The sequence below is a fragment of the Pseudomonas gingeri genome (assembly GCF_013386115.1).
Taxonomy (GTDB): domain Bacteria; phylum Pseudomonadota; class Gammaproteobacteria; order Pseudomonadales; family Pseudomonadaceae; genus Aquipseudomonas; species Aquipseudomonas gingeri.
In genome coordinates, this window is record NZ_JACAOR010000007.1 from 98,786 (window position 1) to 120,341 (window position 21,556).

Below are 21,556 nucleotides of genomic sequence, written 5' to 3' on the forward strand. Positions count from 1 at the left end.
CCCGCAGAAGCGGCAATACCCCGTCTTGAGACATTGCTGGCGGTTTCTATCTGCGCAGGTAGCGGTAGGTCAGCAGTGCAAACAGCACGGTTGCCCCCGCCACCATGCCACTGGAAATAGCAACGCTCTCTCGAAATGCCGCATTGACAGCCTCCAACAACCCCACGGTCGCAGCGTCGGACCGGGTTTGGCTGATGGCATGCGCGCCGCCCAGCGTTTGCGCTGCTTTCACAACCTCTTCGGACACCCCCTCCGGCAAGGCCAGCGACAAACGATAGAGGGCCGCCACTGCCCCTCCGATCAAGGTGGTCCCCAGCACCACGCCAACCTCATAGGCCGTCTCGCTGACTGACGAAGCGCTGCCCGCGCTCTCGGCGGGCACCGAGCACAGCACCAGATCGTTGGATACGCTGGTGATGGCTGCCACGCTGACATTCAACAATATGAACGCTACGCACACCGTCAGCATCGTCGCCGGGAACAGAGCCATCACCGTAAAGGCCGCTGCCGCAACCAGCAGGCAGCCGCTGATGACCCGGTTCGGCGCGACCCGTTGCGCAACCGGCACAATGGCCATGCCGGCGACAATTGCCAGCGCCTGGCCGGGTACGAGAATCAGGCTGGCCATCAGCGGCGACATCCCGAACACCAGTTGCAGCAACTGGGTGGCGAAGAAAATGAAACCGATCAGCATTCCCAGGCTCACCAGGTTGACCGTGATCGATACGCTGAATACTGGCCAGGCGAACAGCCTGAGGTCCAGAAGGGGTTGCTCCAGCAGCAGTTGGCGACGGACGAAGAGCACACCCATCAGCACACCGGCCAACGCCCAGAGCAGCGCCTGGGTATCGGCTCCGACCGTCGCCAGATGCTTGAGAGCCAGCATGGTACCGGTCATGGCCCCCAGGCTCAGCAGAATGCTCAGGTAATCGGTCGGCGCCCCTTGCTGCCTTGACGATTCGGTGATCGACGAAGCCAGCAACAGCACCGGCAACAGGAAAGGCAAAGCCACCAGAAATACCGCTTGCCAGTCGAAATACTGCAACAACAAGCCTCCCAGCAGCGGCCCCAATGCCGAACCGATGGTCAGGCAGGTTGCCCAGACCGCCACCGCCAGGCGACGCTCTTCGCGGTCCTCGAAAGCCGTGCGAATCAGGGCCAGGGTTGCCGGCAGGATCATGGCCCCAAAGCAGCCCAGCAACACCCGGCCGGCGATCAAGTGCCAGGCTTGCTGGGAAAAGACTACCAGGACCGAAATGACGGCGAAGCCGCTGCAGCCCAGGCACAGCATCCGGCGATGCCCGACACGATCGCCGGTACTGCCCATGGTGACCAGCAAGCCGGCCAGCACCAGGGAATAAGCGTCGATCATCCACAACTGTTCGGCGGCCGAGGGCGCCAACGCCGTCACGATACGTGGTAGGGCGAAGCTGAGAATGGTGTTATCGATGGTCACCAGCAGTACCGGTAGCATGATGACGAGTAACGCCGCGCCCTTTGAGCGATCCTTGAGGATTGAAACCAGTGGACTTGCTGCTCCCTGCATCAGTCATTTCTCCCCGAAGGACTTAGAACATTGAATAGTGTTTCACAGGTTTTTCCGTATTCATCCACGTAGCCGCCCAGTTGCCGGCGCACCGCGACAATTTCCTCGGCGAAGCGCTCCGGAGTATCGAGCCCGCACAGCTGGTCCAGCATAGCCAGGCTGTCCGACAGTCGATCACGCTGCAACTGACCTGCACTGTTATGTTTCTGGATATCCCAGTAAGTGACAGGCGCATTGAGCAGGATCCGCGCCGACAGGCTCAGCAGAGTCCTCATTGGCGGCGGTGCCAGCGCCTGTATCGTTTCCAGGTCGCACTGGCTCCTCGACAATGCAAAAGTAAACGCAAGGATGGCGGCATGGGGCAATGCCTGGCATACAGCCATCGCCTGGTCATGCTCATCCGGCGACAGGCGCCTCACCTGCATGTCCTGTTCGTGCAACAGTGTCTCGAACCAGTCTCCCGCCTTGCTGGCCGTACGCTCACACACCACCACCGGACGCCCGCGACAGTCGAGCGTCGGGGAAAACATGGGATTGATGCCAACGCAAGGCACGTCGGGAAACAACGACTCGGCCCTGCGCTGGAAAGGTCCCTGCACCGAACAGGTATTGATGATGACCTGGATCGAGGCCAAGGCTCCCGCATAACGCTCAAGCACCTGTATCGCGACGTCTTCGGGCAAGGCGAGGACGATAGCGTCGGTGGACTCGAGCAACCCCGGTGCCTGCTCGGGCAAACCCAGCGCGTCCATTACCCGGTGATCGACTGCAAGGGTCGAGGGTACAAGGTCCACGATCGTCGGTTCGTATCCGCGCTCCTGCAACATCCTCGCAACAAAGCTGCCTACGATGCCGGCCCCACCCAGGATCAGAAAATTATTCAACGGCTATCTCCCTCGCGCTGATGCTATGGAATGGCACACTGGCCTTGACCAGCGTCTCATGCATCTCCTCTGCCGGATCGGAGGCGGCCACGATTGCCCCACCAATGCCGAAACGGGCCATGCCGTCCTTGATCACCGTCGTCCTGATGACAATGCTGAGGTCGATGTAACCATCCAGGCCGATCCAGCCCAGGGCCCCGGAATAGATGCCACGTGCGGAGGACTCCAGCTTGTCGATGATTTCCATGGTGCGTACTTTCGGCGCACCGGTCATCGAGCCGCCAGGGAAACAGGCCTTGATCGCCGCGAACGAATCGACCCCCGCACGCAACTGTCCTTCGACGGTCGAGACCAATTGATGTACCGATGAATAGCTTTCGATATCGAACGCTTTCGGCACTTTCACCGAGCCCGGCACACAGATACTGTTCAGGTCGTGACGCACCAGATCGACAATCATCAGGTTTTCTGCACGGTCCTTGGCCGAACTCGCCAGCTCGCGCTTGAGCTGATCATCCTGCTCCAGGTCAAGTCCCCGCGGACGTGTGCCCTTGATGGGGCGGGAGGCAATGCGGCCGCAGCCATCGATTGACAGGAACGTCTCGGGGGACGCGCTGAGGATGGAGAACTCCCCGGTGTCGATATAGGCACCATAGGGCACGGGACTGATGCTGCGCATGCGCAGATAGCCGTTTAGCGGATCATCCGTACACTCCAGGCTCGCACGGTTGGTCAGGCAGATTTCATATGACTCGCCATCGACGATCTGCTGCAGGCACAGATTGACCTTTTCGATGTAGGCCTTCGAGCAGTCGGCCAGTTGCAGCGCCGACTCGGCCACCGGCCCGGGAGCGAAGGGTTGGTAGCGCGGTTGCTCGGCATCGCCGGTGGGTCTTAGCACAAGACGCTCACCCCACAGGTGACAGAGATAGGTGAGTTCATTCCGGTGATCGAAGACCAGCATGTTCTGCGGTAGGTAGAACAGCGCATCGGGCAATTCGGACACATGCGTGTTGCACACGCCGGTAGCGGTCAGGGCCTTGAGTTCGTACCCCAGGTAGCCGATCAGGCCGGCACTGAAGGGAAACGGCGCCTCGGACTGGCGGGCCGCCCCGAGGTGCTCGACGATGCCGGCCATCAACTCGAAGAAATCCCCCTCGAGACTCGCCTGCCCCGTGGGCCCCTCGATCGACAGGCGCCGACGATTGACGTCATACCTGAATACCAGCGCCGAGTCGCGATCACAGGCGCCCATCACCGAGTACCTGGCTTGCGGCCGATCCGACAATTCGCTGTCGAGCCAGAAGGCCGCCGGCCGTTCTGCGAAATGGGCCTTGAACATCTGCGATGGCCCTGGAGCTTGCTCAATGAGTTGGAAGTCAAACGACAGCTCCATCGAACCACCCGCAACTTGCAATGCCCGTCGCACAGGATCGATCTCCTGTTCGCAATTCTGGCGACCTCGCGCATCAGCGACAAGACGCACGAAATTGCGGATAACCTGCAAGCCATATTCCGAGTCGATGGACTCCGGGTGGAACTGCACGCCCCAGATTGCCCGCTCACGATGAGCGAGCCCCATGATCAGGCCACAGTCGGAGCGTGCGGTCACTTCCAGGCAGGATGGAACCTGCGTGCACACCAGCGAGTGATAGCGGACCACCTCGAATGCCTGTGGAATTCCGGCAAACAGGCCGCTGCCCGAATGAATGATGCGGGTACGGTAGCCATGTACGGGTTCCGGTGCGTGCTCGACCGCACCACCGAAGAAGCAGTTGATCCCCTGGTGCCCCAGGCAAACCCCAAGCACCGGGATCCGGGCACGTGCCAGCACCTCCCGGCACACGCCAAAGTCGGCGTTGCGGGCAGGATGTCCGGGGCCCGGGGAGAGGATGACGGCATCGTAACCCTCCAGGTCGAGGTCCTCGAAAGCGGTGGAATTGGGCACGATCTCAGGCTGTTCGCCGCAAGCCTCGTAGATGTACTGGGCAATATTGTTGGTAAAGGAGTCGAAGTTATCGACAATCAGTGTACGCATGCCTCATTCCTCCACACGTGACTGATCGAGAGCATCCATGATGCGCAGTTCCTCATCGCAGGTTTCCTTGATGATCAACTCGAACACCCGCTCCAGGTATTCCGGACGCAGCTGACGAGATCGCGATAACGCCATCACCTGGTCCAGCGTCGAGGTGATCCGGTGCGGTTGCATCATCGGGATTCCGCTCACGTGCTTGATCCCGGCGATCGTCCGGCATACGTCCATGCGCTGGGCCAACAGATCAACAAGCGACTGGTTGATCCGGTCCAACTGCTGACGACACGGCTGAAGATCCCGCTCCGCCGACGCAGCATTCCTTTCTGCATTCATTGACATGGTCCTTGCTGTTTATCGTCGTCAGGCCGATGCCCGGCCCAGTTGCTGATTGAGCTGACAGGCCAGCGCGTTGATCTGTCCCGGTGTATGAACTGCCGAGACGGCGCAACGCAGCATGGCCTTGCCGGTCTCCACGATCGGATAGAACACTGGAAACACGATCAGCCCCGAGGCCCGCAGGGCACTGGCCGCCATGACCCCCTGCCGTTCCGACTCGAACAGGGCTCCACGGATGGGAGCACGCAAGGAGGCATTCATCATGCGCTGCGAGACCTGGGCGTCGAGACTCCGCACGTTCGCCCACAACGCGTCCTGCAGGGACGATATCTCGGAGGACAGGTGAATCTGCGCAGCTGCGACGTTTGCCGCCTGCAGTGGCACGGAAATGGTGTGACCGAACACCAGCGGATTGGCCAACGCCCGTAGCTGCGCCGCGTTGTAGCCGGGCTTGAGCACGATGAAACCGCCCGCACCACCAAATGCCTTGCTCAACGAGCCCGCGATGAGGGTATTGGCTGGCAACCGGTAGCTCAGATTCTCGAAGGCATAACCGGCACCATGCCTGCCGGTAATCGAAATGCCATGGGCGTCGTCGATATAGAGGTAGCCGCCATAGGCCTGCAGCAACTCGCTCAGCTCACCCACCGGGAGCAGATCCGACATCGAGCCGACCCCGTCAATCAGCAGGACGGGGGTAATCTGCTCCCTGTCACATTGCACCAGTGCCTGCCTGAGCGCATCGATGTCCTGGGTATCGACTCGCTTGACCGCGCCGAACTGCGACATGACCCCTCGCAGAACCTGCATCGAGGCGTGGGCGGTTCGATCGATCAGCCACATGACCGAGCGCCTGATCGGATAGCCTTCCATTGTGCCACTGCCCAGCAACGGCAATACACCGAGGTGGGCATTGCTGGTGGAGGTGAATACCGTCACGCTGGCTCCAAGATAGATCTCGCCCAGCAACTGTTCGAGCTGCCGCAGATAGACCGGGCTCATGGCGCTGCGACTGGCCGACAGGTGGATGCCGATTCGCTCGAGGGCCGACTGCGCCGCCATGATCAGCTTGGGATGGCTTTCAAGTCCCAGATAGGAGCATGAAATAAACTCCGTGCAGGTCGAGCCATCGGCCAACTCCACTTCCTTGCCTTTGCGTGAAACCACCTCGAAACCGGTCAGGCCATCATCCGACGCGCTACCGAGCGCCCCACTGGTGCGCTGCTGGCGAATCGTCATCCAGTTGTCATGGGTGGCTGCCGCCAGGCGTGAGTCCATGTTGTTCATGCCTTTCTCCCTACAGTCACGACGGCAGGTCCCGTCGAATCGCCAAAACGTCCATCGACACAAGTACGAACCGAGTCAAAACCATACTGTTCGAGCAGCGACCTGACCCGATGCCCCTGCGCTTCGCCATGCTCGATCAGCAGCGCCCCCTTCGGCTTGAGGATGAGGTCGGCCAGTCGCGCCGACGCCTCGATCAACTCGCCGCCCTGGTCACCCGCGTAAATGGCGCCGGAAGGATGATGAATGCCCCACTCGGGCAGAAGCTCGGTCCCCGCCGAGACATACGGAGGGTTGGACACGACTACGTCGACGCTGCCACGCGCCTGTTCGAACTTGTCGAGCCTGCTGATATCCCCCTCGCACAACGTCACGTCCGGACGCCCCTGGCAGAGCCGATGGATGTTGCGCCCGAGGTAAGCCTGGGCGATCGGGTCGTTTTCGACACAGACCACCCTGGCCCCGGATCTGGACCAGATCGACAGGCCGATTGCACCTACTCCCGAGCACAGGTCATACACCATCGAATGGCTATCGAGTGGCAGGTTCTCCTCGATCCACCGCACCATCGCCATGCTTTGCAAGCGCGGGATGAATGCGCCACTGCCCACGACGAAGCGCAGATCGGCAAAATCGGTGTATCCCAGGATGTGCCCCAGGGGCGTCCGGGCACAGCGCTCAGCCACATCCAGCTGAAACGCCGACAACCTGTGGCCATCGGGCTCGAGCCCGGAAGAAAAGTGCTTGCCCGCAATGGCCCGCAGATCACCCAGGGGGTCCCATACACCCGCTTTCGTCAGGTTCTCCAATGCCGTGACGTGCTCATGCTCAAGCTGTGAATGGATCATGACCAGGCCTCGTAGTAGCGCGCCAGACGCTCGTACATCGAACGGTACAGATAGGAAAAGGCAACCAGTTCGGGCGGCGGAGTGAAATGCGGGTGCAACGACTCGATCAATCTCGTGTAGTTGTCGGTCATGCCCTTGTCGAGCAGTGGCGTCCAGTAAGGCTTGATGTCCCAGCGGTACTCATAGCCCGTGGCGAACATCTGTTTCACCGTCTCGGCGACCGTACTGCTGCGCGCAAGCCCCTGAAGCGGCTTGCGTACCGGTGCGAAGGAGGACAGGTCGAGACCGTTGGGCACTCCCTGTATCTGGTCCGCCATCCAGGACGCCAGCAGCGGCGATTGATGCAGGCCATCCCGGTAGGTGCCGGTGGCCAGCCAGAGGCCCTCGTACTCGCATTGGCCGATCAGCGGAAAACCATCGGCTGGAATAGGCCGGTTCCCCACCTGGATATTGACGACCTCGGCATCATGCAAATCCAGGTTGAGCTGGTCGACCGCACAGTCGAGCAGGAACTGCACATCGGAAATCAACGCATGGGAACGAGGTTCTTCAGCCAGGATGTTGGTTGCGCCGATATACAGCAGGTCGGCCGAGCGCGGCACACAGTGCAAGCCACAGGCGAAGGCCCTGTTGGGCGTTCGAATAACGGTCGAGGGGGTAGTCTGCCCCGGCTTGAGCCTGGCCAGGATGGACACGCCGTAACCGGCGAACAGTGGGGGAATCCGCGTCTTAATATCGTCCAGGGCGTCGAACAGCTCCAACGATTGGACACCGGCCGCCACGACTACCTGCTTGCCGGCAATTTGCTGGCCATTCTCCAGCACCACTCCCGTGGCAACCCGACCTTCGGTTATCAGGCTGCGGGCATTGCTCGTGACAAGTTCACCGCCGCATCCCAACAGGGCGGCATCCAGTTTTTCAAGGAGCAGGTGCGAATCGAGCGCGTTTTCATCGGGGATCAGCAGTGCCTGCATCGGCCGGACCAGGTCGTTGGCCTTGATCCAATCCAGCCGCTCAGGAGCGACCTCGCGGTAGGGGACCTTGTGATCAACCAGGGATTTCTCGATAGCGGCATAGTTGACGCTGTCGATTTCCGCCATGCCGGCAGAGTTCAGGATGACGTGGGTACCACGGGCCGTCAGCAACTCCTCGCGATTGCCGGAGGCCTGGGCAAGACGCTCGGCCCATTGCCCCCACACGCCCTTGGCCTGGATATCCATCGCCAGTTTCAGGCGACCATGTTCGCTGGCCAACAGACCGTTGGTAATCTCGCCAAAACAGCCATTCATCGCGCCTGCCGCTCTGGATGCCGCATTGATCCTGTTTATTTCCCCCACCCGGCAGACTTTGAGTCCGCGACTTGCGAGTTCGAATGCAATGGAGCCACCAATAGCACCGCTACCGACCACAACAACATCGTAGATCATCTTTATCTCCGCAGAAAAACACTTAAAACTTAAACCGAAACCCGAACTTCAGGCCTGAAAAAAACTAGAGAGCAATAATCGACTTGTTATCGATATGCTCTTGCAATGTTTCATCCAGGTTCACCCTGTGAATGAAGTTCAGGAACTGATGAGTGGGAAAACACAATGCAACCAGCTTGTCCTTGCCCCTGCTCAGGGATCCACCCAGTCTGCGTAGCTCTACACCATGACGCAGAAAGTAACGCTCCAGCGATTGCGTGGTCACAGCCACCACATCACGAACGCCCTGCATGTGGGCGAACTGCATGGAGACCTTGAACAGGCTGATGCCGAGCGTCCCCGAGACCTCGGGAATAGCTGCATAGCGCGACAATTCCCAGATTTTCGCATCACGGGGAACGGGCTTGTCACAGAGTCGGGGAAAAACCTCGCCAAGCAGATAAGGCTGAGTTGTCGGCAACAGGCGAGTACAACCAACCACTTGCCCTTTATTATCCAGGGCAGTGATGAAAATTGTTCCATCCGTATCAAACTGATCAATTTCTATGCCTGGCAGCGGATGCAAGCTAACAACGTCCCAGCGCAACTTTCCGATGAACACCTCATGACGAAATCGGCCCAACTTTTCAAGTGCATCCTTATCCATATCGGCAAAACGCCTGCACACAAACCTGTACATCGGACAGCACCTCCTTTGCAGATCAGGCAGAACTTCCTGTAATTATTTAAACACTATGGATAAAGCCTGAAGACCGCAACTACCAAAATTAGTAGTCAGACATATCACGAAAAAATATGAAACACTTTTATCCTGTGCAAAAAACAGGAGAAGACGTACCAGTCAGAAGGAAAAGCATTGGGTGAGTCCACCACACATGAACGAAGAGTCGTTCAGGTCAGGCGACCCAAGAAAAGCGGCACACCGCCATCAGTCATGCCGACAACTCGGAGAACGGAAATCCAGGCAGAAGAAAAACACGAAATCCGCAAGATCAAATAACACCAAGCGCCGCCGCATATGCCGCCGTCAACACCCTGTTACTGGAGCCAAACTTTCGCTGAATGCTCTTTACATGATAATTTATGGTATGTTCTGAAAGACTCAATATTTCAGAAATACTCCTGGAGCATTTGCCATCGGCAATCCAACGCAGGATTTCGACCTCGCGCCCGCTCAATAACACCTCTGCCTGAACAAGATTGTCAGGACAGGACAGATTGTCCTCAAGCAGCTCCGTGATGCACCTCAACTTGAGCTTGAGCAGCAGGGCTTCATCAGCGCCAACAGAGTCTTCAGCCCTGGAGATCCCCAGCATGTGCAGCGTCTGGTCCCTCCCCCGGGCCACAAAGGTGGCGCCAATGTTCAGATTCCACTCGCGCGCCTCACGGAACAGTTCAGAGCCCAGCAATTCGCTATGCTCTTCCCAGATCACAAGCCCCTGACTACGGGCCTTGATCACCGAGAGGTCAATGGCCCCGTAGCCCTTATCGTTGTAGCGCTCGAGCCATTCCCCGGGATAGGTGCCCACGATATGCGTTTCGGCCTGGTTGAAGGGCACCGGGCGACGATAACCATAGGCAAAACAATCAAAACCCATGAGATGAACTTCATGTTCAATCTGGCGAAACAACTCCTCCGGCCGACTACAATTGGCGAAGCGCGAATTGACGTCGAACCACCACGTCATGAAATCAGCATTTTGCCTCATTGGCATCACCATACTATTCCTTTAGAAATTCAATCTACTCCAGAGTTAAATCTTGAAACAACAACTCGCCCCGGAATAAGTGTTGCAATATTTGAAAACAACCACCTGCTACCGGGAAGCCCAGTTATCCACGTAGTGTTCCGGTCGTACATCAGGGACAAGAGAACGAATAAATCCACTGGAGGGACTCACCCTGGCCGGCGAGCCCCGTGGACGCGGATCGACCCGACACCACCCCACTCGAGAAGAAGTCACGGTCGCCCGCCAGATTCGCCAGGGACTCGACGCGGAAATGATTCAGTACGGTGTGAGGGTCTGGTTTCTGACCACTACACCTCTCACGAAAACAACCCCAAACTATCATCCGTCGCAATCACCGCCCCCGTCACCGCCGCAGCCGTCACTCCCACCGCCACAGCGGCGGGCACCAACGAATCCGCCGCCGAAGACGACTGCGAAGAGCCTGCAGCCCCTGATTCCGTTGGCGCTCTCGATTCGTTCGGTTCGCTACTGAACTCCCGCCGCACCTCATCAACCTCCCGCCTTGCCCCTTCGACCGTATCGATCACCAGCGTGCGCAAGCTCGTGGACATATCCGTTGCCCAGTAGATCAGCAGGTCCAGCGGATTATCGCGCTGCTCCGGCCCCCGCTCGTCCACCGTCGTACGACTCGGGTCGTTGGCGTGGCGGGAGCTGTAATCACGATAATCCCGATCCATGAAATCCGTCCGGTCATCGTTCCTGCGCGCCGCCCGGGCCAGGGTCGCCAGGTGCCGGACCTGTTCCTGCACCTGCGGCGGCAACGGCGTGCCCTGCCGTCGCGCCTGTTGCAGCAATGCCAGCAGTTCGCCGGTCGCCTGGCGCTGGAACTGCAGCCCTTCGCGCTGCGCCGACACCTGGGCGATCTCGTCATTACGCTCGCGCAGGCCGGCATGCTGGAGTTGATCGAGATGGCTGGCCAACCGGGTCTGCAATAACGCCAGGGTATGGGCGTAGTCCTTGCTGGCAAACAGGCCGAGAAATTTGCGCTGGGTGTCGAAGCTTTCCTGCACCTGTAGCGTGACGAAGCCCGGCACCTGCTCGCGCAGCCTGGCCAGGACCACCGAAGACAGCTTGGGCAGCAGGTCGTAGGTCACCTGGCTCAGGTAGGCCTTGCGCTGGCGCGCCAGTTTGCCGAGGGCGCGTTCGCTGGCCTCGGCGCGCTGTTCGAGGGTTTCGAGCACATTGCCCAGCTCGGCAATGGCGTCGTCCAGGTCCGGGTTGGACAAATCGTTCATGCAGGATTCTCCTCGATCGCCTGGAGGCCGTCTTCGTGGCGGCTGGCAAAGTAGTTGGCGAAGTACTGGCGCAGTCCCGGCTTATCCATCCCTGCGGCCCACTCCAGCGGCGCGCCGGGGACGATCTGCAGGTCGGTCCAGGGATCGAAGCCAAGGTCGGTGATGTCGTGCATGCGCAGGAAGTAGCGGCGGTTCACGGCGTCGCCATGCCACAGGTGGCGAATGCGTCCTGGCACCACGCCGAGGCGACCCTGCACCCGTTGGTGGAAGCGCCGGCCCCAGGCCTTGAGGTGATCGATCTGCCGGGGGTCGTGCTTGAGGGCATTGCGGATGCAGAAGTTGTAGTCGCCGAAGATCGCATGGGCCATGAAGTGGTCGGCGCTGCCGGAGACGGCGCACTCGTAGAGCCCCACTTCGTCGAAGATCTCGCGGCGCATCGCCCAGCCGTAGCCGGTGTGGCCATGCAGGTCGTAGCGGCCGGCATCGAGGCTGTCGGGCTGGCGCCGCATTACCGCGGCAAAGGAATGCGCGACGTCGGCCACGGCGCCCTCGACGTTGCCGCGTTCCAGGCGCAGGCAGCTTTCGAAGACCTGCGCCACCGGGTACTCACGCAGCACACGGACCAGGTCGCCGACCCAGGAACGGTTGTCGAAGAGGATGTCGCAGTCGAGCCAGGCGACATAACGACAATTTCCCGGCAGCCAGGAGGCGGCCAGGTTGAGCAGACGCTCCTTCTGCCAGAGCAGCGTGCGCGCGCGGACCTGGATCACGTCCAGGCTCGCGGGCAATTCGAAGGGTTCCTCGCCGAACGCGCATTCGACGGTGATGCAGGTCACCCCGGCCCGGCGCATGCCGGCGATAAACAGGTCGTAGTTGTGCCGGCGGCTGCTATAGCCGCAGGGGTTGAAATAGGTGGTGATGACAACGAGTCCGTTCATCTCGACGATTATCTACCAACTCCGAGCGCCTGCAATCGCCGATACAAGGTCCGTTCGCTCATGCCCAGTTCCTTCGCCAGTTCGCTGCGCGAGCCCTCGAACATCTCCAGGGCATGGGCCAGCTGTTCCAGTTCGTTGCGCCCGCGCTGGCGCACCGGCGCCACTCGGGGAATATCGCCACGCAATTCCGCCGGCAGGTCCTGCACGCGAATCACCCCATCGTCGGTAAACAGCCGCGCCCGCTCCAGCACATTGCGCAGCTCACGGATATTGCCCGGCCAGGCGTACAACGTCAGTGCCCGCAGCGCCTGCGAATCAACGCGTGGCACGGCGCCCGGTGCCAGGCGCTGCAACAGGCTGTCGATCAGCAGCGGCAGGTCGTCGCCACGCTCGCGCAATGCCGGCAGGCGGATCGGGAAGGCGCTGATGCGGTAGAACAGGTCCTGGCGGAAACTGCCCGCCGCGACCATGTCCTTGAGCGGCTTGTGGGTCGCGCAGACCAGGCGGAAGTCCGAATGCACGGTGCGCAGGCTGCCCACCGGACGGAAGCTGCCGGACTCGATCAGGCGCAGCAGCTTGACCTGCATCGCCAGCGGCACTTCGCCGATCTCGTCGAGGAACAGCGTGCCGCCATGGGCCGCCTCGGCAAGGCCGATCTTGCGCTGCAAGGCACCGGTAAAGGCGCCCTTCTCGTAGCCGAACAGTTCGCTCTCCAGCAGCGTCTCGGTCAGGCCGGTGCAGTCGACCACCACCAATGGCCCGCCGGCCCGCGGGCTGCCTTCATGCAGGGCCCTGGCGAAAAGCTCCTTGCCGGTGCCCGATTCGCCCTGGAGCAATACCGGGATCGGCGACGGCGCGGCCCGCTGCAGTGCGGTCAAGGCTTCCTTGAACGCCACCGAACGCCCCACCAGCCCCTGGTGCTGGGGCTGCGCCGAGGCCACCGCGACACTGTTCAGGCGCTCGACATAACCGACCACCTCGCCCTGGCGGTCCAGCAGCGGGCGCAACTCCACATCGACATGCTCCGGCCCGCGTGGCGTGTGATGGATATGCAGCACCCGTTCCGGCAGGCGCGTATCAAAGGCCTTGCGCATCGGGCAGTGTTCGCCGGCCTGGTCACAGGGTACCGCGAACTGATGGGACACCCGATAACACTTGGCGCCGACATGAGGCCGGCCCTGCACGCCGAACTGGCGCTGGTAGGCAGTGTTGGCCGCGACAATGTTGTACTCGGTGTCGAGGACGATGGTCGGCTGCAGATCGTGTTCGAGGTAGGACACCAGTGCCTGCATGTCCGGGTGGGAAAGATCGGTGGCAAGGATGTTCATGGCGACTCCCGGGCGAAGGCCGGAGCTTAATACAGCCGGGGTGCTTCTGCCATCCTCTGCCATTGACTGCCACAATGACTGCCATTTTCTGCCAATTATTTATCTCACCCAGATAACTTCGGCAATTGCGCTGACAAAAGTCAATGAACAGGTAAAAAAATCGCAACCCGTGCTTGGCATGCTTATTGAACTCACTGACAGACAAGGGAAGGCACCCGGCTGGACAGGTGGGCCCCCTCTTTGCCTGGAGTACGCAATGATCATCGGCGACAAGCTCACCGTAGAAGCCTTTTTCGATCCCAATACCTGGACCATCAGTTACCTGGTGATGGACCGCGAGACCCGCCACTGCGCGCTGATCGACAGCGTGCTCGACTACGACCCCAAGTCCGGGCGCACCCGCACGGAGTCGGCGGACCGGATGATCGCGCGGATTCGCGAACTGGATGCCCGGGTCGAATGGATCCTGGAAACCCATGTACATGCCGATCACTTGTCGGCCGCCGCCTACCTCAAGGAACAGCTGGGCGCCAAGGTGGCGATCGGCAGCCGCATCACCCTGGTCCAGCAGGTGTTTGGCGAACTGTTCAACGAAGGCACTGACTTCAAGCGCGACGGCAGCCAGTTCGACGTCCTGCTGGGCGACAGCAGCGAATTCACCATCGGCAACCTCAAGGCCCTGGCCCTGCACACCCCGGGTCATACCCCGGCGTGCATGAGCTACCTGATCCGCGACAAGGACGAAACCGTGGCCTTTGTCGGCGACACCCTGTTCATGCCCGACTACGGCACCGCCCGCTGCGACTTCCCCGGCGCCGATGCGCGCACCCTGTATCGCTCGATCCGCAGTCTGCTGGCGTTGCCGCCGCAGACCCGGCTGTTCATGTGTCACGACTACCTGCCGGGCGGTCGCGAGTTGCAGTACATGACCACCGTCGCCGAACAGCGTGCACGCAATATCCATGTGCACGAAGGCATCGATGAAGACACCTTCGTCAGCATGCGCGAAGCCCGTGACGCCACCCTCGAGATGCCGGTGCTGATGCTGCCCTCGGTGCAGGTCAACATGCGCAGCGGCCACCTGCCCGAGCCGGAAGAAAACGGCATGCGCTACCTGAAGATCCCGCTCAATGCCCTCTGAACCAGGACCCGCCTCCATGAATTCGACACTCGAACAAGCCCCGATCCGGCACCAGGTCGTGATCGTCGGTGCCGGCGCCGCTGGCATCGCCACCGCGTCCAGCCTGCTGGCCCGCGCGCCCGGCCTGGATATCGCGATCATCGACCCGGCCGACAGCCATTACTACCAGCCCGGCTGGACCCTGGTCGGTGCCGGGGTGTTCAGCCCCGAATCCACCGCCCGGCCGCTGGCCTCGCTGATCCCCAGGGGCGTGCACTGGATCAAGGCCGCGGTCAGCGCCTTCGAACCGCAGTCCGATACGCTGGTGCTGGCCGACCAGCGCCGCATCGGCTATCAGCAGTTGATTGTCTGCCCCGGCCTGAAACTTGACTGGGCCGCCATCGATGGCCTGGAAGCGACCCTGGGCCGCAACGGCGTGACCTCCAACTACCGCTACGACCTGGCGCCCTACACCTGGAAACTGGTGCAGGAGCTGCAACACGGCCAGGCGCTGTTCAGCCAGCCGCCGATGCCGATCAAGTGCGCCGGTGCCCCGCAAAAAGCCCTGTACCTGTCCTGCGACCACTGGCTGCGCAACGGCCGCCTGGGGCAGATCCAGGCCCGCTTCTTCAACGCAGGCGCCGTCCTGTTCGGTGTCGCCGACTACGTCCCGGCGCTGATGGAGTACATCAACAAGTACGCGGTGGACCTGCAGTTCGGCCATAGCCTCGTAGCGGTCGACGGTCCGGCGAAACAGGCGACCTTCGCCCGCACCCTGGCCGACGGCAGCCGCGAAACCCTGGTCCGGCCTTTCGACATGCTGCACGTGGTGCCGCCACAGGTCGCCCCGGACTTCATTCGCACCAGCCCGCTGGCCGATGCCGCCGGCTGGGTCGATGTCGATCCCGGCACCTTGCAGCATCGCCAGTTCGCCAATATCCACGGCCTCGGCGATGTGACCAACACCAGCAACGCCAAGACCGCCGCCGCTGCGCGCAAGCAGGCGCCGGTGGTGGCCAACAATGTGCTGGTGGCCCTCGGACGCCTGCCGCGCCAGGCGGTCTACGACGGCTATGGTTCCTGCCCGTTGACGGTGGAGCGCGGGAAAATCGTCCTGGCCGAATTCACCTACGGCGGCAAGCTGGCGCCGACGTTCGCCCCATGGCTGCTCGACGGACGCAAACCGACCCGCCTGGCCTGGTGGCTGAAGGAACGCCTGCTGCCGCCGCTGTACTGGCGCGGCATGCTCAAGGGCCACGAATGGCTGGCCCGACCGACGCTGAAAGCGGACAAGCAGCCGGTATGAATGAACATATGCTGCTGGGCGCCGGACTCGGCACGCTGATCGGCGCGATCCTCGCCCTGACCGGAGCCGGTGGCGGCATCCTGGCGGTGCCGCTGCTGGTGTTCGGTCTCGGTCTGTCGATGGTCCAGGCGGCACCGATCGGCCTGCTGGCGGTGGGCCTGGCGGCCGCGGTCGGCGCCTTGCTCGGCCTGCGCCAGGGCATCGTCCGCTACCGGGCCGCCGGTTTTATCGCCGGGATCGGCATCCTGCTCACGCCGCTGGGTTTGTGGCTGGCCCACCGGCTGCCCAACGAACCGCTGGCACTGGGCTTTGCCGTGGTGATGGTCTATGCGTGCGCACGGATCTTCAACAAGGCCCGCCACGAGTTGCTGCATGGCCAGCCGGCGCCACGGGCCGATTTCCTGCCCTGTGTGCTCAACCCGTTGCAGGGTCGGCTGCGCTGGACCCTGCCCTGTGCCCGGGCGCTGACCGTGACCGGCATGCTGTCGGGGTTGTTGTCGGGACTGCTCGGGGTCGGCGGCGGCTTCGTGATCATCCCCGCTCTGACCCGCTATACCAACCTGGACAGCAAAAGCATCGTCGCCACGTCCCTGGCGGTGATTGCCCTGGTGTCCGTCGGCAGCGTGGTCACGGCGACGCTGTCCGGAGTGATGCACTGGTCGATCGGTGCGCCGTTCGCCGCCGGCGCGGTACTGGGGCTGGTGCTCGGTCGCCAGGTCGCCGGACGACTGGCCGGCCCGAGGCTGCAGCAGCTGTTTGCGCTGGTCGGGGTACTCGCGGCCCTGATGCTCGCCGCCGGTGCCGTTGGCCTGTCATAAGCCCGGGGCAGCGGCTCGATAGGGCTCCAGATAGGCGCAGCCGAGCAGTTCATGCAGGCGCCGGCCGTCGCTGAGCCGGCGGAAAAAACCCGGCGACTGCCAGGGTGCCCGGCCATCGACATTCGGCGCACCGCGACCGGCGAGGACATCGTCGATCCACAGCGTGCGGGTTTCGAAGGAGATCCGTGTCAACCCCGTGTGGTTGGGCACTCCGGCATGGGCGTGAGCCCCGGAGAATGCCAGCAGCGTGCCGGGGTCGATCACCACCGGTATGGCACTTTCGCCTTCGATGGACTCCAGCAGGTGCGCGATGGCCTGGTCGGCATCCACCGTATTGCGCCCGTCACGGTGTGAGCGCTGGAGAATCTGCTGCAGATCGAAGTCGGCGCTGCTGTTGGCCAGCGTCCGCTGCCAGAGCTGCGGATAGATCGCGAAGGTACGCCCGGCGCTGATGGGATAGATCGGGGCCCACCAGTTGGTCTGGGCGTAGAGGTTCGAGCCCCAGGTATCGCGGTGAAAGGCGATGGTCGCCGTCGCGCGGTCCCGGGGGGCCGTTCGACCGTGCTCGGACGGTGGCTGGAAGCGCAGGTGCAGGCGGTCACAGGCAATCCCGGAAGCCGCCAGCCCGAGACTGTCGAGCACCTGCCGCCAGCAGCGCCGTACGCCATCATGCTGATGGAACTGCGCCTGCAGGCGAGTAATACATTCCGCCTGCCGTGCATGGTCCAGATGCCGGTGAACAAGCGTCGGGTCATGGGGATACAGGGTTTCTTCCAGTAACCCGCGGGCCACGTCGACCAGTTCCTGCATAGCCGGCAACGCCAGGGCAAAGATCTCCCCGGCGTAGATCCGCGTGTGAAAGGCTTCCGGCAACGCCGGTGGCTGCAACAGGCTGTACATCCGCTCTCGCTCCCCAGGATGCTGGCTCACAGTTCCACACTGTAAAAGCCCGCGTCCGCCGGGAACAGCCTCAGTGGCGCGGAAAAACAGGCGCTCAGCCAGACGTGACCGCGATCACTCCACCGGCATCTTGCGAAAACCGATGGCCAGGCGATTCCAGCTGTTGATGGTGTTGATGGCCAGGGTCAGGTCGACCATTTCCGTCGGGCTGAACTCGGCACTGAGCAGCGCATAGTCTTCGTCCGAAGCGTGAGTCTCGGAGATCCGGGTCAGGGCTTCGGTCCAGGCCATCGCCGCGCGTTCGCGAGCGCTGAAGAACGGCGTTTCGCGCCAGGCCGAGAGCGTGTACAGGCGCCGTTCGGTTTCCCCGGCCTTGCGGGCGTCGGCGCTGTGCATGTCGAGACAGAAGGCGCAGCCGTTGATCTGCGAGGTGCGCATCTTCACCAGTTCCAGCAGGGACTTTTCCAGCGGCAGCTTGTTGACCGCGTTTTCCAGGGCCAGCATGGCTTTCATGGCATCCGGGGAAGCGGTGTAGAAATCGATACGAGGTTGCATAGTGTCGCTCCTGATAACGTTGGGGATGACGCTACGTTAAGCCCACCGGACGCCAGGCCAAATAGCCAATTCCGGCAAAGATCGGGAAGCCAATCGTCCGGACCCGGACAGCGGATGCCAGCCCGGCCACGGCAGGCTAAACTGCGCCCCACCGCGCACGGCTTTTCTCCTCTCAACGAGCCTTCCCATGGAATTGCATATCAACCTCGAGGGTCGTCGCGACCTGGCCAGGCAGATCACCGAACAACTGCGCACGGCCATCACCCAGGGCCAGTTGGTCGCCGGCACGCAGTTGCCACCCACCCGCCTGCTCGCCGAACAACTGGGGGTTTCGCGCAAGACCGTGGCCGATGCCTATGCCCAGTTGACCTATGACAACCTGCTGGTCGGCCGGGTCGGTGCCGGGACATTCGTCAACTCGCATATCCCCCAGGCCCGCGCCAAGGCCCAGGGCGAGGAACTGGCCGGCGCGGCGGTGATCCAGCAATGGCGCGAGGCGTCGATGCCGATGCATCACCCCATCGGTACCCTACGCTACGACTACCTCGGCGGGGCCACCAGCAAGAACCAGTTTCCCCATGACGAATGGCGCCGCAGCGTGCTGTTCGCCCTGCGCCAGACCGCCCAGGTGCGCGGCCTGTACAGCCAGCCGGAAGGCATCCCGATGCTGCGCGAGGCGATTGCCCGGCATATCGGGTTTTCCCGTGGCGTGCGCTGCAACAGCGATGACCTGCTGGTGACCAACGGCGCCCAGCAGGCCCTCGACCTGGTGGCCCGGGTGCTGGTCGAGCCCGGCTGCACCGTCGCCGTCGAGGACCCCGGCTATCCGCCGGCGCGGCTGCTGTTCGCCGCCCAGGGCGCCAGGGTGGTCGGCATCCCGGTGGATGACCAGGGCATCCGGGTCGAGCTGATTCCCGAGGGCACGCGGCTGATCTACGTGACCCCGGCGCACCAGTTTCCCCTCGGCATGCCCATGAGCCTGGAACGCCGCCTGGCCTTGCTGGAGCGCGCACGGGAGCTGGGAGCGATCATCATCGAGGACGACTACGACTGCGAATTCCGCTACGAAGGACGGCCCACCGACTGCCTGCAGAGCCTCGACCAGCATGGCCTGGTGGCCTATGTCGGGACCTTCTCCAAGACCCTGCTGCCGGAGCTGCGCCTGGGCTACCTGGTGGCCCCGCCCGGCCTGCTCAAGGCGCTGATCTCGGCCAAGCAGTTGACCGACTGGCACACCGCGACCCTGACCCAGTGGGCCCTGGCCAAGTTCATGGTCGACGGCTACCTGCTCAAGCATATCCGCCGCTGCCACCAGGCCTACGCCAGCCGCCGCGAACACCTCATCGAACGATTGGACGGCGACCTGTCGCCCTGGTTCCAGCGCATCCATTCCACCGCCGGCTTCCACCTGGCGATCCTCGACAAGGGCGAACTGAATATCCCGCTGCTGATCGACCTGGCGAAAAAGATCGAGGTCGGCCTGTACCCGCTGGCGCCCTTCTACCACACCGCCACCCCACGCACGGGCCTGCTGATGGGCTACGGCTCCATCGAAACCCTGGATATCCAGCCGTCGCTGGACCGGGTGCGCGAGGTGCTCAGACAGATCGCCTGATCCGACCGGCGGCATAACTACCGATTCACTCGCCCACACGGGACAATTGCCAGCTCGCGATGCGCACCGCTAGAATGCGATCAATTCTTAATTACATTCAGGCAGGATGCCGCGTAGCGAGCAGTCGGTCCCATGTCGTCAGCCCATCACCCCTATATTCATACGCTCTACAGCGAGCATCATGGCTGGTTGCAGGGCTGGCTCAACCGCAAGCTGGGCAACTCCTTCGATGCCGCGGACCTGGCCCACGATACCTTCCTGCGTCTGTTGACCCGCCCCGCCGCGCGTTCCCTGGGCAGCGAGCCACGGGCGCTGCTAACGCATATCGCCAAGGGCCTGCTGATCGACCGCTGGCGTCGCCAGGACGTCGAGCGGGCCTATCTGGACACCATCGCCCATCTGCCGCCGCAGGAAGTACCGTCGCCGGAAACCCGCCTGCTGATCCTTGAAACCCTGTGGCGCATCGAGGCACTGCTGCGAGAGATGCCGCGCAAGACCCGCGAGGCGTTCCTGCTGTCGCAGATCGAGGGACTGACCTATGCCCAGATCGCCGAGCGCCTCGGGGTCTCGCTGGTCAGCGTCAAGCGCTACATGCGCGAGGCATTTATCGCCTGCCTGAGCGTCGCCTGATGTCCACACCGGCCATCAACCCGCATATCCTCGGCGAAGCCGCCGACTGGCTGGTGCAATTGCATTCCGGCACCGCCACCGCGGCGGATCGCCAGGCCATCGAGCAGTGGCGCCAGCGCAGCACCGAACACGCCCAGGCCTGGCAACGGGCGCAGGCGATCCTCGGCGACTTTCGCAGCGTACCGGCGGGGATCGCCCTGCAGACCCTCAAGCAGGCCGAGCGCCAGCACGGCCTGGGCCGGCGCCAGGTGCTCACCCGTCTCGGCCTGTTGCTCCTGGCCGGGCCGATCGGCGTGGCCTGGCAGCATGCCTCGTGGGAACAATGGAGCGCCGACCAGCGCACCGCCGTCGGCGAGCAGAAAACCCTGACGCTGACAGACGGCACCCAGGTCGTGCTCAACACCGACAGTTCGCTGGATATCGCCTTCAGCGGCCATGAGCGCCGGCTGATCCTGCTGACCGGCGAGATCCTGATCAGCACCGCCAGGGACCCCGCCCCGGCTTACCGGCCATTTATCGTCGAGACGCCGCAAGGCACCGCGCGGGCTTTGGGGACTCGCTTCAATGTGCGGATCGATGGCCATCGCAGCGAAGTCGCGGTGCTCGAAGGCGCCGTGGAGCTCAAGGCCCAGGCTGGCGGACCGGGTTCGACACTGCAGGTCGGGCAACGCGCGGGCATGCGCCATAGTCGGGTCGAGCCGCCGGAGAGCTTCGATACGACGAGCCTGACCTGGGATCGCGGCATGTTGCTGGCGCGCAACCTGCGCCTGGCGCAGGTGCTGGATGAACTGGGGCGTTATCGCCCGGGGGTTTTGCGTTATCAGGCGGATGTCGCCGAGTTGCGGGTGTCGGGGGCCTTCTCCCTGAAGGACACCGACTCGAGCCTGCAACTGTTGCAGAACACCTTGCCGCTGAAGATCAGCCGGTTGACCCGGTACTGGGTGTCGGTCGAGAGCCGGGTGTGAGCTTCAGGAGTTCTTTGCGGCCCCCGCTGATT

The 21,556-nt window shown here is 62.4% G+C and carries 20 protein-coding genes; 6 read left to right on the forward strand and 14 right to left on the reverse strand.

Translation table 11 applies throughout. The features are described from left to right. Positions 1 to 46: 46 nt before the first annotated feature. From HX881_RS13090 to HX881_RS13145, 12 genes are all read right to left on the reverse strand, one after another. Entirely contained in the window at positions 47 to 1,546 is a 1,500-nt protein-coding gene (locus HX881_RS13090) for an MFS transporter (protein ID WP_042935198.1), read from the reverse strand. Then, a complete protein-coding gene (locus tag HX881_RS13095) occupies positions 1,546 to 2,430 on the reverse strand; it encodes a prephenate dehydrogenase dimerization domain-containing protein (RefSeq protein ID WP_177084862.1) in 885 nt (294 codons plus the stop codon). The genes HX881_RS13090 and HX881_RS13095 overlap by 1 nt, the downstream gene beginning before the upstream one ends. Then, positions 2,423 to 4,468 carry an aminodeoxychorismate synthase component I gene (gene pabB / locus HX881_RS13100; RefSeq protein WP_177084864.1) on the reverse strand — a complete coding sequence of 682 codons (2,046 nt, stop codon included), beginning with the start codon at positions 4,466 to 4,468 and terminating at the stop codon, positions 2,423 to 2,425. Before pabB ends, HX881_RS13095 begins: the two co-directional genes overlap by 8 nt. A 3-nt stretch (positions 4,469 to 4,471) precedes the next feature. After that, on the reverse strand, positions 4,472 to 4,801 hold the full coding sequence (locus HX881_RS13105) for a chorismate mutase (RefSeq protein ID WP_246356501.1): 330 nt from the start codon (positions 4,799 to 4,801) through the stop codon (positions 4,472 to 4,474). Positions 4,802 to 4,828: 27 nt separating this feature from the next. Further along, positions 4,829 to 6,091: an aminotransferase class I/II-fold pyridoxal phosphate-dependent enzyme gene (locus HX881_RS13110; protein WP_246356502.1), complete on the reverse strand. Its 1,263-nt coding sequence runs from the start codon at positions 6,089 to 6,091 to the stop codon at positions 4,829 to 4,831. Beyond that, positions 6,088 to 6,936 (reverse strand): N5-glutamine methyltransferase family protein, encoded by an 849-nt coding sequence (locus HX881_RS13115; RefSeq protein WP_177084865.1) that lies wholly within the window; start codon positions 6,934 to 6,936, stop codon positions 6,088 to 6,090. Before HX881_RS13115 ends, HX881_RS13110 begins: the two co-directional genes overlap by 4 nt. After that, the gene (locus HX881_RS13120) at positions 6,933 to 8,363 is read right to left on the reverse strand and encodes an NAD(P)/FAD-dependent oxidoreductase (protein ID WP_177084867.1); all 1,431 of its coding nucleotides are present in this window, start codon (positions 8,361 to 8,363) and stop codon (positions 6,933 to 6,935) included. Before HX881_RS13120 ends, HX881_RS13115 begins: the two co-directional genes overlap by 4 nt. 64 nt (positions 8,364 to 8,427) lie before the next feature. Then, positions 8,428 to 9,009, reverse strand: coding sequence for an acyl-homoserine-lactone synthase (locus HX881_RS13125; RefSeq protein WP_246356503.1), 582 nt, complete (start codon positions 9,007 to 9,009; stop codon positions 8,428 to 8,430). A 346-nt stretch (positions 9,010 to 9,355) separates the two neighbouring features. After that, on the reverse strand, positions 9,356 to 10,084 hold the full coding sequence (locus HX881_RS13130; protein ID WP_177084871.1) for an autoinducer binding domain-containing protein: 729 nt from the start codon (positions 10,082 to 10,084) through the stop codon (positions 9,356 to 9,358). A 326-nt stretch (positions 10,085 to 10,410) separates the two neighbouring features. Next, a complete protein-coding gene (locus HX881_RS13135; RefSeq protein ID WP_177084873.1) occupies positions 10,411 to 11,349 on the reverse strand; it encodes a hypothetical protein in 939 nt (312 codons plus the stop codon). Continuing rightward, the gene (locus tag HX881_RS13140; protein WP_177084874.1) at positions 11,346 to 12,287 is read right to left on the reverse strand and encodes a glycosyltransferase family protein; all 942 of its coding nucleotides are present in this window, start codon (positions 12,285 to 12,287) and stop codon (positions 11,346 to 11,348) included. The genes HX881_RS13135 and HX881_RS13140 overlap by 4 nt, the downstream gene beginning before the upstream one ends. Positions 12,288 to 12,295: 8 nt before the next feature. Next, positions 12,296 to 13,615, reverse strand: a complete 1,320-nt coding sequence (locus HX881_RS13145) for a sigma-54 interaction domain-containing protein (RefSeq protein WP_177084876.1) — start codon at positions 13,613 to 13,615, stop codon at positions 12,296 to 12,298. Positions 13,616 to 13,871: 256 nt separating this feature from the next. Here HX881_RS13145 and HX881_RS13150 point away from each other — a divergent pair, with 256 nt between their 5' ends. Genes HX881_RS13150 through HX881_RS13160 form a run of 3 tightly spaced genes read left to right on the forward strand, consistent with a single transcriptional unit; the run spans position 13,872 to position 16,859 of the window. After that, positions 13,872 to 14,756 (forward strand): MBL fold metallo-hydrolase, encoded by an 885-nt coding sequence (locus HX881_RS13150; protein ID WP_017125778.1) that lies wholly within the window; start codon positions 13,872 to 13,874, stop codon positions 14,754 to 14,756. Between the two features lie 16 nt (positions 14,757 to 14,772). Continuing rightward, on the forward strand, positions 14,773 to 16,041 hold the full coding sequence (locus HX881_RS13155) for an NAD(P)/FAD-dependent oxidoreductase (RefSeq protein WP_177084878.1): 1,269 nt from the start codon (positions 14,773 to 14,775) through the stop codon (positions 16,039 to 16,041). Beyond that, a complete protein-coding gene (locus tag HX881_RS13160; protein ID WP_177084880.1) occupies positions 16,038 to 16,859 on the forward strand; it encodes a sulfite exporter TauE/SafE family protein in 822 nt (273 codons plus the stop codon). The genes HX881_RS13155 and HX881_RS13160 overlap by 4 nt, the downstream gene beginning before the upstream one ends. On the opposite strand, the gene HX881_RS13165 is transcribed toward HX881_RS13160, so the two are convergent. After that, a complete protein-coding gene (locus tag HX881_RS13165; RefSeq protein WP_177084882.1) occupies positions 16,854 to 17,759 on the reverse strand; it encodes a hypothetical protein in 906 nt (301 codons plus the stop codon). The genes HX881_RS13160 and HX881_RS13165 overlap by 6 nt on opposite strands. A 114-nt stretch (positions 17,760 to 17,873) precedes the next feature. Further along, a complete protein-coding gene (locus tag HX881_RS13170; RefSeq protein ID WP_017125774.1) occupies positions 17,874 to 18,314 on the reverse strand; it encodes a carboxymuconolactone decarboxylase family protein in 441 nt (146 codons plus the stop codon). A gap of 187 nt (positions 18,315 to 18,501) precedes the next feature. Here HX881_RS13170 and pdxR point away from each other — a divergent pair, with 187 nt between their 5' ends. From pdxR to HX881_RS13185, 3 genes are all read left to right on the forward strand, one after another. Next, positions 18,502 to 19,929 carry a MocR-like pyridoxine biosynthesis transcription factor PdxR gene (gene pdxR, locus HX881_RS13175; protein WP_177084884.1) on the forward strand — a complete coding sequence of 476 codons (1,428 nt, stop codon included), beginning with the start codon at positions 18,502 to 18,504 and terminating at the stop codon, positions 19,927 to 19,929. Between the two features lie 132 nt (positions 19,930 to 20,061). Then, positions 20,062 to 20,559 carry a sigma-70 family RNA polymerase sigma factor gene (locus tag HX881_RS13180; RefSeq protein ID WP_017125772.1) on the forward strand — a complete coding sequence of 166 codons (498 nt, stop codon included), beginning with the start codon at positions 20,062 to 20,064 and terminating at the stop codon, positions 20,557 to 20,559. Further along, positions 20,559 to 21,524, forward strand: a complete 966-nt coding sequence (locus tag HX881_RS13185; RefSeq protein WP_177084886.1) for a FecR domain-containing protein — start codon at positions 20,559 to 20,561, stop codon at positions 21,522 to 21,524. Before HX881_RS13180 ends, HX881_RS13185 begins: the two co-directional genes overlap by 1 nt. Positions 21,525 to 21,556 lie beyond the last annotated feature (32 nt).

Bases quoted from the DNA above. Each gene is read 5' to 3' on its own strand.
- HX881_RS13090 (WP_042935198.1), bottom strand. From the start codon at position 1,546: ATGCAGGGAGCAGCAAGTCCACTGGTTTCAATCCTCAAGGATCGCTCA.
- pabB (WP_177084864.1), bottom strand. From the start codon at position 4,468: ATGCGTACACTGATTGTCGATAACTTCGACTCCTTTACCAACAATATT.
- HX881_RS13105 (WP_246356501.1), bottom strand. From the start codon at position 4,801: ATGAATGCAGAAAGGAATGCTGCGTCGGCGGAGCGGGATCTTCAGCCG.
- HX881_RS13110 (WP_246356502.1), bottom strand. From the start codon at position 6,091: ATGAACAACATGGACTCACGCCTGGCGGCAGCCACCCATGACAACTGG.
- HX881_RS13115 (WP_177084865.1), bottom strand. From the start codon at position 6,936: ATGATCCATTCACAGCTTGAGCATGAGCACGTCACGGCATTGGAGAAC.
- HX881_RS13120 (WP_177084867.1), bottom strand. From the start codon at position 8,363: ATGATCTACGATGTTGTTGTGGTCGGTAGCGGTGCTATTGGTGGCTCC.
- HX881_RS13125 (WP_246356503.1), bottom strand. From the start codon at position 9,009: ATGGATAAGGATGCACTTGAAAAGTTGGGCCGATTTCGTCATGAGGTG.
- HX881_RS13130 (WP_177084871.1), bottom strand. From the start codon at position 10,084: ATGGTGATGCCAATGAGGCAAAATGCTGATTTCATGACGTGGTGGTTC.
- HX881_RS13135 (WP_177084873.1), bottom strand. From the start codon at position 11,349: ATGAACGATTTGTCCAACCCGGACCTGGACGACGCCATTGCCGAGCTG.
- HX881_RS13140 (WP_177084874.1), bottom strand. From the start codon at position 12,287: ATGAACGGACTCGTTGTCATCACCACCTATTTCAACCCCTGCGGCTAT.
- HX881_RS13145 (WP_177084876.1), bottom strand. From the start codon at position 13,615: ATGAACATCCTTGCCACCGATCTTTCCCACCCGGACATGCAGGCACTG.
- HX881_RS13150 (WP_017125778.1), top strand. From the start codon at position 13,872: ATGATCATCGGCGACAAGCTCACCGTAGAAGCCTTTTTCGATCCCAAT.
- HX881_RS13155 (WP_177084878.1), top strand. From the start codon at position 14,773: ATGAATTCGACACTCGAACAAGCCCCGATCCGGCACCAGGTCGTGATC.
- HX881_RS13160 (WP_177084880.1), top strand. From the start codon at position 16,038: ATGAATGAACATATGCTGCTGGGCGCCGGACTCGGCACGCTGATCGGC.
- HX881_RS13165 (WP_177084882.1), bottom strand. From the start codon at position 17,759: ATGTACAGCCTGTTGCAGCCACCGGCGTTGCCGGAAGCCTTTCACACG.
- HX881_RS13170 (WP_017125774.1), bottom strand. From the start codon at position 18,314: ATGCAACCTCGTATCGATTTCTACACCGCTTCCCCGGATGCCATGAAA.
- pdxR (WP_177084884.1), top strand. From the start codon at position 18,502: ATGGAATTGCATATCAACCTCGAGGGTCGTCGCGACCTGGCCAGGCAG.
- HX881_RS13180 (WP_017125772.1), top strand. From the start codon at position 20,062: ATGTCGTCAGCCCATCACCCCTATATTCATACGCTCTACAGCGAGCAT.
- HX881_RS13185 (WP_177084886.1), top strand. From the start codon at position 20,559: ATGTCCACACCGGCCATCAACCCGCATATCCTCGGCGAAGCCGCCGAC.